This window comes from Thalassoglobus sp., assembly GCF_048270125.1.
Lineage (GTDB): Bacteria > Planctomycetota > Planctomycetia > Planctomycetales > Planctomycetaceae > Thalassoglobus.
The window spans coordinates 22,591-37,500 of record NZ_JBLWTN010000031.1; the positions used below are offsets into that span (position 1 = coordinate 22,591).

The 14,910-nt window shown below is 49.5% G+C and carries 8 protein-coding genes; 5 read left to right on the forward strand and 3 right to left on the reverse strand.

Going from position 1 to position 14,910, the window contains the following annotated elements; genetic code table 11:
* Positions 1-210: 210 nt before the first annotated feature.
* Positions 211-3,927 (reverse strand): class I tRNA ligase family protein, encoded by a 3,717-nt coding sequence (locus ACN0YR_RS22005; protein WP_417851365.1) that lies wholly within the window; start codon positions 3,925-3,927, stop codon positions 211-213.
* 260 nt (positions 3,928-4,187) lie between these two features.
* Positions 4,188-4,538, reverse strand: coding sequence for a hypothetical protein (locus tag ACN0YR_RS22010; RefSeq protein ID WP_417851366.1), 351 nt, complete (start codon positions 4,536-4,538; stop codon positions 4,188-4,190).
* Between the two features lie 309 nt (positions 4,539-4,847).
* On the opposite strand from ACN0YR_RS22010, the gene ACN0YR_RS22015 reads away from it, so the two are divergent.
* The 3 genes from ACN0YR_RS22015 (at position 4,848) to ACN0YR_RS22025 (ending at position 8,995) form a co-directional block, all read left to right on the forward strand.
* A complete protein-coding gene (locus tag ACN0YR_RS22015) occupies positions 4,848-6,218 on the forward strand; it encodes a hypothetical protein (protein ID WP_417851367.1) in 1,371 nt (456 codons plus the stop codon).
* Between the two features lie 86 nt (positions 6,219-6,304).
* Positions 6,305-7,525 (forward strand): hypothetical protein, encoded by a 1,221-nt coding sequence (locus ACN0YR_RS22020; RefSeq protein WP_417851368.1) that lies wholly within the window; start codon positions 6,305-6,307, stop codon positions 7,523-7,525.
* A gap of 174 nt (positions 7,526-7,699) precedes the next feature.
* Complete coding sequence (locus ACN0YR_RS22025; RefSeq protein ID WP_417851369.1) at positions 7,700-8,995, forward strand: glycoside hydrolase family 15 protein; 1,296 nt, start codon at positions 7,700-7,702, stop codon at positions 8,993-8,995.
* 568 nt (positions 8,996-9,563) lie between these two features.
* On the opposite strand, the gene ACN0YR_RS22030 is transcribed toward ACN0YR_RS22025, so the two are convergent.
* The gene (locus ACN0YR_RS22030) at positions 9,564-10,844 is read right to left on the reverse strand and encodes an FAD:protein FMN transferase (protein WP_417851370.1); all 1,281 of its coding nucleotides are present in this window, start codon (positions 10,842-10,844) and stop codon (positions 9,564-9,566) included.
* A 317-nt stretch (positions 10,845-11,161) separates the two neighbouring features.
* On the opposite strand from ACN0YR_RS22030, the gene ACN0YR_RS22035 reads away from it, so the two are divergent.
* Together ACN0YR_RS22035 and ACN0YR_RS22040 are read left to right on the forward strand one after the other, a co-directional pair.
* The gene (locus ACN0YR_RS22035; RefSeq protein ID WP_417851371.1) at positions 11,162-12,589 is read left to right on the forward strand and encodes an arylsulfatase; all 1,428 of its coding nucleotides are present in this window, start codon (positions 11,162-11,164) and stop codon (positions 12,587-12,589) included.
* 351 nt (positions 12,590-12,940) lie between these two features.
* Positions 12,941-13,822 carry a DUF6263 family protein gene (locus ACN0YR_RS22040; protein ID WP_417851372.1) on the forward strand — a complete coding sequence of 294 codons (882 nt, stop codon included), beginning with the start codon at positions 12,941-12,943 and terminating at the stop codon, positions 13,820-13,822.
* The last annotated feature ends 1,088 nt before the right edge of the window (positions 13,823-14,910 follow it).

Sequence of the window (14,910 nt, forward strand, 5' to 3'; positions counted from 1 at the left end):
CGCGGACATCTTTGTGAAACCGCTACTTAGCCCCCGGGTGAATCACGCCGGAGGTAAACGATCTCCAAAGATGCCGCGGTACTACTATAGGCAAATCGAAGACATGCTCTAGAGCATCTTTCGAATTGGTTTGCAGGTTCTGCCTCGTGGCGAACAGCATTTTTCCTAGAGAAATGCGTTCTTCACGGGCACACGGTAGAGCAAACTGCTCTAGTAGGAAATTTTCAGGGAAATTGAGGCATCACCCACGTTCACCTGTTTGCCATCGTTGTTTGATTCCGTGATTGAATCAGATCGGGTTTCGGCTTGGATGGTTTCCGACCAGGTTTTGATGGCACTGTTGATCAGAGTTGCGTCGTCGGAGGTCGACCACACGACCTGGATGCGTTGGTTCTCTTCGAGGTCGGCTTCTTTGCGAAGTTGCTGGACCTGTCGAATCAGGTCGCGGGCCATTCCTTCAGCGATCAACTCATCAGTCAGGTTTGTCGACAGGGCGATTTGGATTCCATCGGCATCGGCACTCGCCCAGTCGCTGGCCTGTTCGACACTGATCAGAACGTCTGCTGGCTCGAGGCTGATTTCTTCACCTCCGATGGTCAGCGTGACCGCCTCGTCGTTTCGCAGCGGAGCCAAAATTGCTTCGTCGATCTCTGGGAGTTCTTTGCGAATCGCGCCCAGTAACTTGCCGTACTTCGGGCCGAGCGTTTTTAAGTTCGGCTTGAATGAGTAGCTGACAAGGTCATCAAGATTCTCAGCGAGAGTCACGACTTTCACATTAAGTTCATCCGCAATGAGATCTTTCGACTGTTCCAGTCCGGCAGCTTGCTTTGCACTTTGGCAGGCGAACCGAAGTTCCGCCAGTGGTTGACGAACCCGCATCTCTGCCGACTCTCGTAACCGGTGGCCCATGCGAATCAGTGTTTGAATCGCTTGTCCACGGGCGTTAAGTTCCGAGTCAAACTTCGACTCATCGACAGTCGGGTAATCACAAAGATGAACAGAGACCGGTTCTCCACTCTCATCCCCAAGTTCGTGACCCCTGACTAAATTCTGGTACATCCGTTCGGAGAGAAACGGGATCGCTGGGGCAAGCAATTTCGAAAGTGTGACGAGAACTTCATGCAACGTTTGGTACGCTGCGAGTTTGTCAGCGTCCCATGTCCGAAGTGATGAATCCCCCTCGACAGCTTTCCAGAAGCGACGGCGGTTGCGGCGAATGTACCCGTTTGACAGGTCTTCAATGAACTCCGCAGCTGCTTGCATAAAGTTGGCAGCGTTAAAGGACTGGAATGAATCGTGGGCAACTTGCGTCAACTCTTGCAGCCGCGAAAGAATCCAGCGATCGATTTCCATGCGGTCATCAAGCGGAACTTGCTCCGCGTTCGGATCGAAGCCATCAAGGACAGCATAGTTCACGAAGAATGCGTAGCTGTTCCAAAGCGGGATCAATACCTGTCGACGAATGTTGTCCGCCGGGGTACTGGTCACTTTGCAGGTTGGGAGTCCTTCTTGCGTTTCGTTGATTGGTCCTTCAGGTGTTTCGAGTGTCACAGGTTCATCGGGATGCCGAGTTCCGAATCGCAAATCGGAAGCTGGATTCTGAGCCAGGTACATCCAGCGAATCGTGTCGACACCAATCTGTTCGGCTGCTTCTTCGAACCAGATGGCGGTCCCGTCCGATTTGTGCATCGGTTGTCCAGTCTCGTCCATGACGAGCCGGTGTCCGAGCAGGTTCTTGAAAGGTTTTTTCTCTTCCGGGTCATCGGTTTCGTCATACCGCATCATCGTTGCCAGCGACAACAACGAATAGAACCAGTTCCGGAACTGACCGGGGAAACATTCGGTCACAAGATCAGCCGGGAACCATTCGTCCCAGTTGAGGTCGGATTCTGAGTTGCGTCCGTTGTAGTTCATTGTTGAGAACGGGACGATTCCGGCATCCAGCCAGGGGTTGCCGACATCTTCGATACGGTGCATGAGCGCACCGGTTTTTTTGCTTCTGATTTTGACGACATCGATCCACGGACGGTGTGGCGTGTGACCTTCGAACTCGTCCCAGCCTTCGCCGCCATCTTTGGCACGTTCTTCCAGTTCTTGCAGCGAGCCGATCACATCAAAATCCGTCGGGTCTTCGGGATTCACCCAGATCGGCAGCGCGAGGCCCCAGTAGCGTTTCTTGGAGATCATCCAATCCCGCATCGTGTTCAGCCACTCGATTTCCCGCTCTTTCCCCTGGATGCTGTCCGGAATCCAGTTGATGCACTCGGTGACCGCTTTGATTTCATCCCGCCAGTCCATGTTGATGAACCACTCATCGACCAAACGGAAGACAAGCTCTTCACCCGTCCGCCAACAATGCGGATAGATGTGCGGATATTCTTCAACATAAACCAGCAGCCCTTTTTCCTTAAGCGAATCAAAGACCATTTCAGCGGTCGCTGGATCAATCGCTTCTTTGCCGGTGAATGGACCAAAGCCTTCCCCGAATCGACCATCCTCACCAAGCGGAGCGATGGCTGGGAGCCCAAGTTCCATCCCGATTTTATGATCGACATCACCACAACCGGGAGCCGAATGCACAATACCGGTTCCTTCACCAGCAACGACGATGGGGTTGCCTTTGAAGTCACGACCGGCATCGACGACACGGTGAGAATCGACAGAAGATTTCCCAACCAACTTAGCTTCCGGTGATTCACCGGGGGCTAAATGGGAATCTTCCTGAGTGAATTTGGACGGATATCCGCCCGGTTGTTGTTGAGCGTGAAGTTCATCAAATGGTCCGCGGTATTCCCAGCCGACCATTTCGGAACCCTTTACAGTCCCGACTTCTTCGAAGCCGCCCTGCTCTTTGAACATTTGCGCGATGGTTTTCAGCTTGCCGAGACCTTCGGGCCATTGCCATTCGGGGCGACCGAAGCCTTCTTTGAACTCTTTTTCAAGACGTTTGAAGTTCAAGTTCTCTTTGGCGAAGTAATAGATCGCTGGCTCTTCATCGCCACGGATTTGGGCTTTAATGCGGACGTAGTCCAAGTCTGGGTTGATCATCGTCGCGACGTTGGATGTGAGCGTCCACGGGGTTGTCGTCCAGATGAGCAAGTATTCCGGTAAGTCTTCTTCTTGACTTCTCCGTGTCTCGGTGTCTCCGTGATTTTCGACCAACGGGAACCGTGCAAAGACCGACTTATGAGTCGTCAGCTTACGACCGTCGGCGATTTCCATTTGGGAATACGCACTTCCCGCTTGTCCGCCCCAGGGCATGACGTCGTGACCGAGATAGATTTTGCCCCGTTCGTGGCATTTTTTGAGAAAAGTCCAGATTGTTTCGTTGTTCTCGGTCGAGAAGGTGAAGTAGCTGCCACCCCATTCTGGGTTACCAAGTTTGGAAACGAGTTGCTCCGCGGAACCGGTGACGGTTTTGCCTTTGGGAGTGCGAAGCGACACTTCTTTTTCGCTGTCGATGTTTTCCGAGAGCTTGCGGAGTTCGGCGGGGTCGTCCCATTCCATCCAGTAGCCGAGTCGCTGCGATTGCTCGGTTTGGCGGGCTGCGAATTTGAGGACACGCTTTTTGCATGTCCACGTGAAAACATCAATTCCGACGTTTTCGATGGACTCTTTGGTATCGAGCTTGAGTTCTTTTTGAACTTCGACTTCAACCCACAAACCCTGGCAGTCAAACCCGTTCTGGTAGCGAAGCTCGTGCCCGGTCATCGCGAAATATCGCTGATAGGCATCTTTGAAGGTTCGCCCCCAGGCATGATGGACGCCCATCGGGTTGTTGGCAGTGATTGGCCCGTCGAGGAAGGACCACTTTTTCTTCCCCTTGTTCTTTTCCAGTAATTGTTGGAAGACGTTTTGATCTCGCCAGAAGCGAAACATTTGGTGTTCGCCTTCGAGAAACTGGGCTTGGTCGACTTTTTGGAACATGGGGAAGGATAGGAATTAAGAGTTGAGAAATTTTTCGCTGAACGCTTCAAGTGCCCGGCAAAGCAAAACGCCGATGTTGGTCAATGACTCACATCGGCGCGGAAAATCAATTGTGATTGTAGTCTACATGCTTGCAACACTGAACGAAACTGTCTCAGTGTTGAGATGTCCACGAGCGACATGAAGACGCATCGGTGGTGGTCGATCTGGCTGCGGTCTCAGATGATGCGGTCAGCCATATCTTGTTTCATTGAGAAGACTTAGAAGTCGTCGTCATCGTCGAAGTCATCGTCATCTTCTTCGTCGTCATCATCGTCGTCGAAATCGTCGTCATCAAATTCGTCATCGTCGAAATCGTCGTCGTCGAAGTCATCATCAAAATCGTCGTCGAAGTCGTCGTCGTCATCGAAGTCGTCGTCATCTTCGAACTCATCGTCTTCGTCGTCGTCATCTTCGTCGTCGATTTCGAGTTCGAAACCTTCGAATTCCTCTTCGTCCTCAATCGCCAATACGAGCGTGGAGGTCGCTTCCTCTTCGAAGCTCATTGTGTCCAAAATCATCGTCTCCGAGGTCTCTCCATGTGGTGACCTTGTTTCGATCATGATAGTCATGGTCTGAAGCCTTTACTTCTTCATCAATAATTCACTGTCTTCCCCGCCAAGAGGGCCGGACAACCGAAATCACAACATGCATATTAGTTTTCAGCCGGTGTCGATAATGGATTGAAAAGTCGTTGTCAACCTTTTTTCTTCAACGGGCAACTTTTTACTCGGAACCGGACAAGCCACTCTACAGCTTGATTTCGTGTGCGGTTGAGGATTCTCGGAAAAATCGCGCGATTCTTCCAGATTCAGAGAGCTTCTGAAGGAGAGAGTCGCTGAGTCTTGCAGGGGGTGATTCCTGACGGTAATTTCTGTGGTATGAATACGAAAAAATCACGCAATCCGGAAGACGATGACGTCGAATCGTTAGCCCATGACCTTCTAGGTGTGGACTTGAATGCCTCGGACTATGATGAAGAACCGCTCGAAGTCGATGGCTTGGGGCTGGATGACCTCGGATTTGGCTTGCCTGACGAAGAGATTGAGGCTGTCGCCCCTCCTTCGACTGACGCTGTGAAAAGCGATGCTATAAAGCTCGATTCAGAGAAAGAATCGGCCGCAGACGAAGCGAGTGATGACGACGATCCGATTGCCTGGATTGTCTCTGCTGCGAAAAAACCAGTTGCCCCTGCTCAAAACGTAGTCTCCGAAACCGGATTTGGTGCCGGGTTGCTGGACGACGACTACGACGATTTCGGAGCAGGTGTCGATGATCCCTCTTTCGATGATGAGGACGACGACGACGACGTCAGAGCCGAAGTCTGTGAGGACGAAGAGGTTGACGAGCTCGAAGATGAAGCTTTCGACGACGATGAAGAAGAAGATGCCGACGAAGGCGATGACGATGACGAAGAAAATGACGAAGAAGAACGAAGTGAGCGAGATGCTTACTGGGACGCTCTGGATGGTCTGACTGACGATCGATCAAAGTCGCGAGCAAAAAAAACAGAACCTGCGAAAAAGCGGAAGCCGGAACGTCGCAGGAAACCGAAAGCTAAAGCGGTTGTTGAGGAAGAGCCTGTCGAATCCAGCGATGAAGATGACAGTCCTCAGGAAGAAAGCTCCAGGAAACCTAAAGCGAAACGACGTCCCAAGCGTCGTAAGCCGAAACCGGTTGTGCAGGAAACGATCGATGATGATGACGATGGCTTCGGAGCCGGTCTTCTCGATGGTCCTGACCTAAGTGACTCCATCGACGACGAAATCGACGATGAAGAAGATTTCGATGATGTCGAGGATGATGACTTCGACGATGATGAAGTCGAAGAATCCGTTGCCAGTAACGATCACGACTTCGATGACGACGATGACGGATTTGGAGCCGGTCTTGAAGTTGACGACGTAGCACCTCGTTCGAAACCTAAAAAACGCCGTGCCCCAAAACGAAAACGGGTTCAGCGAGAAGAAGCGACTGAGAAAAAACGACGCACTCCGAAAGAGACGTCAGCATCTAGCGAAAAGCCCGCTCCTCGTGAAAAGGCTGAAAAGGTCGCTGATAAGAAGCCTCAAGAAGAGGCGAAAGATCGTTACGCCGGAATTCCGACTTGGGAAGAAGCGATTTCCTACCTGGATACTAAGAAGCAAAATGCCTCGTCATCCAGTCGCAAAGGGGGACAGCGTAACGGTGGTCAACGTGGCGGCGGTGGACAACGCCGAGGCCGCGGGCGTCGACCTCAAAAAGATTCCTGAAAGAGTCGTCAAGAGAATTCAATGAGGTCCCTCTGCTGGTGAGTCAGTACGAGAAGTGATTCAATTTTGAAAGAAGGCAAAGTCAAATGGCCAATGTCAATCAACTTGCATCCGCGGCTCTGTCTGAGACCGGTGGTATTTTTCGGCTCGCTCCGAACTGGGTTCCGCGCTCCTTCCTGCAACCAGGACGCCGCCTGAAACTCCATCCGAATGATTATTACGCGCTCGGAATGAATCGGGGCGGGATTGATGAACGCTGGTTCGGTTCAACCACCGAAGCAGCCAACGATAACCGTGGATGGGACGAAGGCCTTTCGTACTGTGTTCACAACGGAGAGAAGTTCCTGTTGCGGGATGCAGTCGAGGAACTGAAGGGCGAGATCATCGGGGACCACATTTGGGACACTTACAAGAAGTGGCCAGTCTACTCGAAATTCTTCGATAACATGGGGCCGATTCCGCACCACATGCACCAAAACAAGGAGCAGGCTGCCAAAGTGGGGCAAGAAGGAAAGCCGGAGTCGTACTACTTCCCACCACAAATGAACGCCATTGGCAATAATTTCCCGTACACATTCATGGGGTTGGAACCAGGCACCACAAAGCAGGACGTCATTGATTGCCTCGATCGCTGGAATGATGGCGATAACGGAATCCTGGATCTCTCAAAAGCATATCGCCTCAAACCGGGGACTGGCTGGTTGATCCCCCCTTGTGTTCTCCACGCTCCTGGTTCTTTAGTGACATACGAACCACAGTGGGGAAGCGATGTGTTCGGGATGTACCAAAACCTCGTTGAAGGTCGTGAAGTTCCACGTGCATTGCTCACCAAGGATTTCCCAGCTGACAAGCACGACGACAACACTTACCTCGTCGAAGCTCTCGATTGGGACAAGAACGTCGATCCAGATTTCAAAGATTCAAACTATCTAGAGCCGATTGTTTCCGAACAGGGGAATGGCTGGGTTGATAAGTGGATCGTCTACGGAAAAGTGGACGGTGAGCAACTGTTCACTGCGAAAGAGTTGACGCTCCAACCTGGTGCGAAATGCACCATCAAAGATGGAGGAGCGTACTCTTGGATCACCGTTCAAGGTAGTGGTCAAGTTGAAAGTATGGTTCTGCAGTCTCCAGTGATGATTCGTTTTGGCGAAATGACAGAAGACGAAATTTTCGTCACTGCGAAGAAAGCAGGCGAAGGGGTAACCTACGAAAACACCGGTAAAGAACCTCTCGTCGGCCTGCGATACTTCGGCCCGGACGCACAGCCAAGTGCTCCAGCCGTAGGGGACTACAAGAATTCGTAAATACGCGAGCGATCCACGATGCTCGCGCGCAACAGACTTTAAGTGCCGCTGACACTGCGACTGAAATTGCGACTGAAATTGCTCTGAATCATTGAGGTTTCGGAGTTCATGTTCAGGTTCTGTTGGAGCGAGCCGGTCAGTTGCGAATGAATTTGTTTCATGGAGGAACAAAAGATGGCAATTGGATCAGCAACCCCTCCTTCGGAATGGGTTTCAAGCAACACGACCTCGCAGGAAATTGATGAAATCGTTCAGTTTCTCGTCGATCAGGGGACGTTCAATTTCCCAACTTTATCGACCGGTCTGTTCTCCGCAGCCGCTGCCGAAAATCCGGAGTTTCGCCTGACCGGTTACCAGAACGTCTGGGTTCGCGACAATATTCATATCGCCCACGCACTGTGGTTGATTGGTGAAAAGCAAATCGCGGTCAATGCGATTCAGTCGTTCGTCAGTTTCTATTCGAAGTATCGACACAAATTTGTCGACATCATTTCAGGCAAGACTGACCCAGCGAATGTGCAATCGCGTCCGCACATCCGCTTCGATGGTGAGTCACTGACCGAAAATGATGAACACTGGGCACACGCTCAAAACGATGCAATCGGTTACTTCCTGTGGTTGATGTGCAAGCTGTTACGGTCCGGTGATCTTTCCGTAAGCGAAGAAATTGTTGATCTGCTTTCGCTCGTTGTCCAGTATCTTCACAAGATCGAATACTGGCAGGACGAAGAGAGTGGTCATTGGGAAGAGACGAAGAAAATCGAAGCCAGTAGCATCGGGCCGGTGGTCGCAGGTCTTGTTGAACTGAAGGCCTGGCTGAGTGAGTCGGGAACCGAACTCGATTCTTCAGTACAAGATCAGATTGTCAAATGCCTGGCTCAGGGAGAATCGGCACTCGATGAAATTCTCCCGGCAGAGTGCATTCAGCCGGATCCTTCCCAGCATCGGCTTTACGATTCCGCTCTGCTTTTTCTTTGTTACCCGCTGCAAATTGTTGATCGCGAAACAACAACTCAGATCACAGAGAATGTGCGTCAACATTTGATGGAGCCAATCGGGATCAAACGGTACATTGGCGATTCTTACTGGTGTGCTAACTATCGGGCATTGTTGTCCCCGGAAACGCGAACGACTGATTACAGCGAAGACCTTTCTGGTCGAGACGCGCTTTTGGAAGAGGGGCAAGAAGCGCAGTGGTGTCTGTTCGACCCGATTCTCTCAATCATTTTCGCTCAACGATATCTTGAATCTGGCCGCGAAGCAGATCGTGAGTTGCAACTCTTCCATCTCAAACGATCACTCGCTCAATTAACCGATCGCCATTCACACTTCGGTCCCTATCGTTGCCCGGAATCCTACTTCCTTGAAGATGGAAACTGGATCCCCAACGACATCTGCCCGCTCCTTTGGACCCAAGCCAACCTGCGACTTGCACTACACTGGATGAAGTTGAGTTGCCAAAAGAGTTAAAAGTCAGACGAACTGATTTCTAGTCTGCGTTCGTGTTTCTAGAGCATCTTTCGAATTGGTTTGCAGGTTCTACCTCGTGGCGAACAGTACTTTTAATTCGAGAAATGCGCTCTTCACGGGCACACCGTAGAGCAGGCTGGTCTAGATCGCTTGCATAACACTGATAAATGCATAGATAGAAGCGAAAGCAGTCACGACTGCAGAGACCAACACCGTTACCGCCGCGAATAAGATGAAATCTCGTTTGGAGCTTTTCTTGGTGAGGCCAAAAGTCAAAAACAACAAAGCAGCTCCAACTATCAAGATGATTGTCCAGTAGTACAAGAATCCAAAGTTTGGGCCAATCATTAACACGAGAGGTCCTCGATTGAGTCACTTGGTTTCACACGTCTGGGATCATCCTCACGTAAGAAGGTTCACTATGCGCTTCCAATGTGAGGCTGAACGCACATCAGGCGACATTTGTTTTGAGGCGCCACGCGAAAACGCAATGAATTTTTAGCATCAGTTCAGACTGGGAAGAGAAGAACCAAGCTGTGTCTCATCGAAGAAATGATGAAAGACTCGATCAGTCTTTTGAATTTGCTTTCAGCTGTTCGCGAAGTTTCTCTTTGAACTGATCGCACTCTTCCGGTGGGGTCGTGCAGAGTTCGCAGATAGAATTTCCCTGTTCATCTTTTGTGCCTGCGATTCCTCCACAACTCCCTTTGAGAGTTTTGTTCGAAAGGATCACTCCGGCTGCCAGGCCGACCAGGGCAATAGCAAATACGGCGGCTGCCAGTAGAAACGTTGTAAGTATCGGTGACATGGAATTTTTCTTTTCAGTTTCAGCCTGTGTGAACTTAACAAATTTCCCAGCGACATCGCTCGATGCCAACTCTCGAAAATTATCGCCGCTTCTTTCAAGCAAATAGGCTGAAAGGTGATTGGTCTCAGCAAGTTTGAGTCCTTCTTCGGAACCCAACACCATTAATGTTGTGGCCCATGCATCGGCGCGCATGCAGTCTTTGGCGACAATCGAAACCGAGGCCAGCTGATGGGTGACCGGTTTTCCCGTTCGCGGATCGATGGTGTGTGAGTAACGGACTTCATCTTTTACGAAATAGTTACGATAGTTCCCCGAAGTTGCGAGTGCTTCATCCGTCAACTCGACTTTCGCGTGCAAACTTTGAGTTAATGATTCTGGACGTTCAATTGCGATTGTCCAGGGAATGCCATTTTTCGTTCCAGCGGCGCGAACTTCCCCGCCGATCTCCACCATGCAGTTTTCGATGCCTTGATCGTGTAACAGTTCGAATACGACATCGACACCAAAGCCTTTAGCGATTGCGGACAAATCAAGTTCTGCGTCGGGATTCGATTTCGAAATTGCTGGCGGCTCCTTTCGAACATTGATGAGCTTGTACCCCACCGATTTCAATGCCTTCTGAATTTCTTCATCAGTCGGTGGTTCATCGGTATGCGGTCCGCTTCCAAAATTCCAAAGACGGACAAGTCGCCCGACGGTCGGGTCGAACGCCCCTTCGGAAACTTTGCTGATTTCCAGAGCTGCCTGCACGACAGTTGCGGTTTCTTCTGAAACAGGAAACCAATCCGTTTGAGTCGATTTATTGAAGCGGGAAAGTTCAGAGTCCGGATCGTATGTCGACATCAACTTGTTGATCTGGATAAGTCGAGCATCGACCAGTTGTTGAATCTCGTCAGGTTTCGAGTCGTTATTGATCCATGAAATGTGGTACGTCGTCCCCATCGTTTCGCCCGCGATTTTCGTGGGCTCTTCAGCCAAGACGAAACCAGCCAGGCAAGCGAACGGATAAACGACAAACAGAAATCGGGAAATGAAAGGCATGAGGCAATCGAGAGTCAAAGTGAACTACTGATACGAAAACCTCTCGAATGACGGTGATCCTTAGTGTTTAAGAGGGTCACCCAGGTTTTTGATTCAGTTTTGAAATTTTATCACTCCTATCATACTCACTCTTAAAGAGCAGGACAGGTTCGAATTCATAGTGGCGGTCATTCTTGCTGCAATTATTTTGGCAAGAGATTCGTTCGGCACTTCTCTGTTCTGGCTCCCCGTGGGCAAATGAATCTTATAAACTTCAATGCATGTGGCATGCATTGTTGTCTCGCTCAAAAAAACAAACTCCTGCTGGAATCGTAATTGTGAAATCGTTTTCGAAATTCGTTCTCTGTTGTTGTCTCGTTTTTTCAGGCATAAATCTTTTTGCCGCTGAGCAACCGAACATCATTTACATCATGACGGACGATCTGGGGTATGGAGACTTGGGATGTTTCGGGCAAAAAGTGATCGAGACTCCCAATATCGATCGTATGGCAGCTGAGGGAATGCGATTCACCAATCACTACGCCGGTCATACGGTTTGTCGACCGTCACGACTGGTGTTATGGCTGGGAAAACATTGTGGGAATACTGGATTAATTGGGAATCGAAGCCGGTTGCTTCAACCTGAAGAAATTACTGTGGCTGAATTGCTTAAGGCAAAAGGTTACAAAACTGGCGGAGTTGGAAAATGGGCACTTGGGAACGTCAACGAGCCGAACGAGGTCAATAACGTCGGGCATCCGAACAACAATGGATTTGATTATTGGTACGGATACCTCAATCAAGGGACTGCCCATAATTTCTATCCACCATTTCTTTGGGAAAATAAAACCCAAGTCACCTTGCCTGGAAATGTTTTAATGCAAGATCCGCAGGCTCGTGGTCGGGTCTCCTCACAGCGAGTCAGTTATTCGCACGATTTTATGACGACGGCAGCCTTCGATTTTGTTCGAGCGAATCAGGAAAATCCTTTCCTGTTGCACATACACTGGACAATTCCACACGCGAATAATGAAGGCGGCCGCGTTTTGGGGGATGGGATGGAGATCCCAGACTACGGAATTTATGCAGATCGAGACTGGCCTAATCCTGAAAAAGGATTCGCAGGGATGATCGCTCATATGGACCGCGACGTTGGACGACTCTTCGCACTTCTTAAAGAATTGAATTTGGACGAAAAAACTCTCGTTATATTTACCTCAGACAACGGGCCGCACGAAGAGGGGGGCCACAAGCATGAGTTCTTTGATTCGAACGGCCCACTTAAAGGGTATAAGCGCTCGATGCACGAAGGTGGTATTCGGGTTCCGATGATTGCTCGCTGGCCAGGCAAGGTGAAAGCCGGCGCAGAAAGCGATTTACCCTCTGCATTTTGGGATTTTCTTCCAACCGCGTGCGAAGTTGCTTCGGTTGAAATTCCCGAAAATATAGACGGAATTTCCTATTTGCCGACTCTACTTGGAAGGAATGCTCAGCAAAAAAGACATGACTACCTTTTTTGGGCCAGCCAGGAAGGGGAAACCGAGATCGGGATGCGTCATGAGCAGTGGAAACTTGTCAAATATCGCAGCAAAAAAAAGAAGAACTCGAAGTCTGACCAGCAATCTGAAGAAGATTGGCGGTTGTACCATCTGGAAAACGATCTCGGGGAGGAGACAAACATTTCCTCGAAGCATCCTGAAATCGTCAATAAGATGAAGAAAATGTTAGAGGATGATGGGCTTTTGTCCTTGGATACCAGTCGATGAAGCCAAACGCGTCGATTGAGCCTGCTCAAGTCTAGAGCATCTTTCGAATTGGTTTTCAGGATCTGCCTCGTGGCGAACAGCATTTTTACTTGAGAACTGCGTTCTACACGGGCAAATGGTAGAGCAAACTGCTCCAACTCTCACTGATTTTTTCATTGGAAAATCACTCGAATATGCCGGGAGAAGAAATTCACCTCGCAGAATTTCTGCGTTTTTGATAGAGATTGTCTGAAGTTGGCTCAAGAACCTGACATTGACGCTTCAAATAATGTGAATCGTCTTGGTTATCCAGGTTCCCGAACCGGGACTCTTCTACATACTCAACCTACAACTCTGGGCAAGGATGCTCTGATGTCACGTTTTTCAAAGATTTCATTCGCAATCATTTTCTTCGCGACTTCAGTTGCTCAGGCTGAGGACTCAAAAGAGTACTTACTTCGGTATAAGTTCATTGAAGGCCAGGTCATTCGGTACGAGGTCTCCTCGCGTGATGATTATGTCATCAAAATTGGCATGGATGAGGACACGCCTTTCTCGTATCAGGATTCCGTCAAAAACTATCGCGTGATCTCGGTCGATCAAAATGGACTGGCAACTCTTGAATTGATGAATATGGAATGGGTGAAAACTCATGTGAATCAAAACGGGCAACAAGCTGAGTACGACAGCCGGGAAAACGAGGAGCCTGAAACTCTTTTTGCACCACTGGCATCCATGGTCGGGAAGAAACACCTGCGAGTCGATATTTCTGCGACGGGCGACATCGTGAGAATTGAAACTTTGTTGAAGAAGGATAAAGAGGTCAAAGAGCTTGCTCAGGACGTTCTTGTCAAATTACCCGAAGAGCCTGTGAAAGTGGGCGGGTTATGGAAAGAAGATGTGACAGTTCCTCTGAATCTCCCTGGCGGAAGCCTGAAGCAGAACATTAAGTTGCAGCGGCGCTATTTTATTCAGTCGGTTAAGGATGGAATCGCCAAAATCAGCATGAAGACCAAGATTCTGACCCCATTGAATAATGCTGATTTGGAGATTCAGCTAATTCGCCGCCAACCAGAAGGGACAATTCTTTTCGATCTGGAAAAAGGGTTGGTGATTAGCCGGGAAGTGACTCAAAATAATCAGGTCGTCAACTTCGGTCAGGGGGCCTCTCAAATGACGTTCACTCAAAAGCACACCGAAAAGCTGTTGCCTGGTGATATCGCAACTGGCGAGTCTGAAGTAATTCAAAAATGACTCTGCTCCAGGATTGCGAAGTCTTACACTTATACTGAGAGCCTTGAAAACATCGGACAGTTTTCAAGGCTCTTTTCGTGCCCACTCAATTAAGAGGCGACCTTGCCTGGGCCAAGGGTGTGTGCACTGATTTATGCTGAAACGCATAGGCCTCACTTCTAGAGCATCTTTCGAATTGGAGTGCCGGTTCTGTGCTGTGGAGAACAGTAATTTTATTGATGAAACGAGATCTTCACGGGCACAAGATCGAGCAAACTGCTCTATGTGAAACTCTCCTTCACAGCTTCATTAATTGATTGTCACAAGACTGATCGCACACGCTGTGATAGAAGTTGATTGATCTGACTATCTGAGCAGAGAAACCAAGGTGTCCGGTCACCCATTATGTGTGGTGACGAAAGTGGATCCTCAATGCATCTGGGTGAGATCAATAAAGTGAGGGTGTTCAAGATTCAGGTTTGGGGTGATCGGTGTTGAGTATCCGCGTGATATTGGAGCATTCCAAATGTGCCGCTAACTGTAGTTCTTCGAAGAGGGGTCAGCAGAACAATTAGAAGTGAAAGTAATGATGATGCACCGAGAATGGAAATTGTGGATGCAAAGAGCGTGTCAGGTAAACAGTGGGTGAATAAATCTGACGCATTCATTCATCAACCAGGACCGGAAGTCGATGAGAACTGGTGTTTGAAAATGGAGGCTCAAGTGCGAGATCGCTTATGTTCGCGAAACGAATTGCGTCCATCATTTCAGCAAGATTGTAGATCAACTCTCCCAGCTGCTTGAAACGCCGTGAGATTGAGTAGGGATATGATGAGAAAGGCTGAATTGTTAAAGGGGTATGCTCAAATGTGTGATCGTGTGTCAGGCATTTATCAAGCAAAATCGTAGACCGACACAAGGTCGTTGCAGTCACAAGCACAGAGATTGACCAACTGTCGGAGAATGCAACTGGGAAGAAGGTGCCGATGTGTTGGCTGAAGTTGATTGAGGGGCTCAGGCTTGCTGTCTGAACGCAATCAACAGTTGGAGGCTAGGTTCGATTCGAGTAAAATCGAATCTCTTCTACGCATAAGTGAGTAGCGTATGCG

Bases quoted from the DNA above. Each gene is read 5' to 3' on its own strand.
- ACN0YR_RS22005 (WP_417851365.1), bottom strand. From the start codon at position 3,927: ATGTTCCAAAAAGTCGACCAAGCCCAGTTTCTCGAAGGCGAACACCAA.
- ACN0YR_RS22010 (WP_417851366.1), bottom strand. From the start codon at position 4,538: ATGACTATCATGATCGAAACAAGGTCACCACATGGAGAGACCTCGGAG.
- ACN0YR_RS22015 (WP_417851367.1), top strand. From the start codon at position 4,848: ATGAATACGAAAAAATCACGCAATCCGGAAGACGATGACGTCGAATCG.
- ACN0YR_RS22020 (WP_417851368.1), top strand. From the start codon at position 6,305: ATGGCCAATGTCAATCAACTTGCATCCGCGGCTCTGTCTGAGACCGGT.
- ACN0YR_RS22025 (WP_417851369.1), top strand. From the start codon at position 7,700: ATGGCAATTGGATCAGCAACCCCTCCTTCGGAATGGGTTTCAAGCAAC.
- ACN0YR_RS22030 (WP_417851370.1), bottom strand. From the start codon at position 10,844: ATGCCTTTCATTTCCCGATTTCTGTTTGTCGTTTATCCGTTCGCTTGC.
- ACN0YR_RS22040 (WP_417851372.1), top strand. From the start codon at position 12,941: ATGTCACGTTTTTCAAAGATTTCATTCGCAATCATTTTCTTCGCGACT.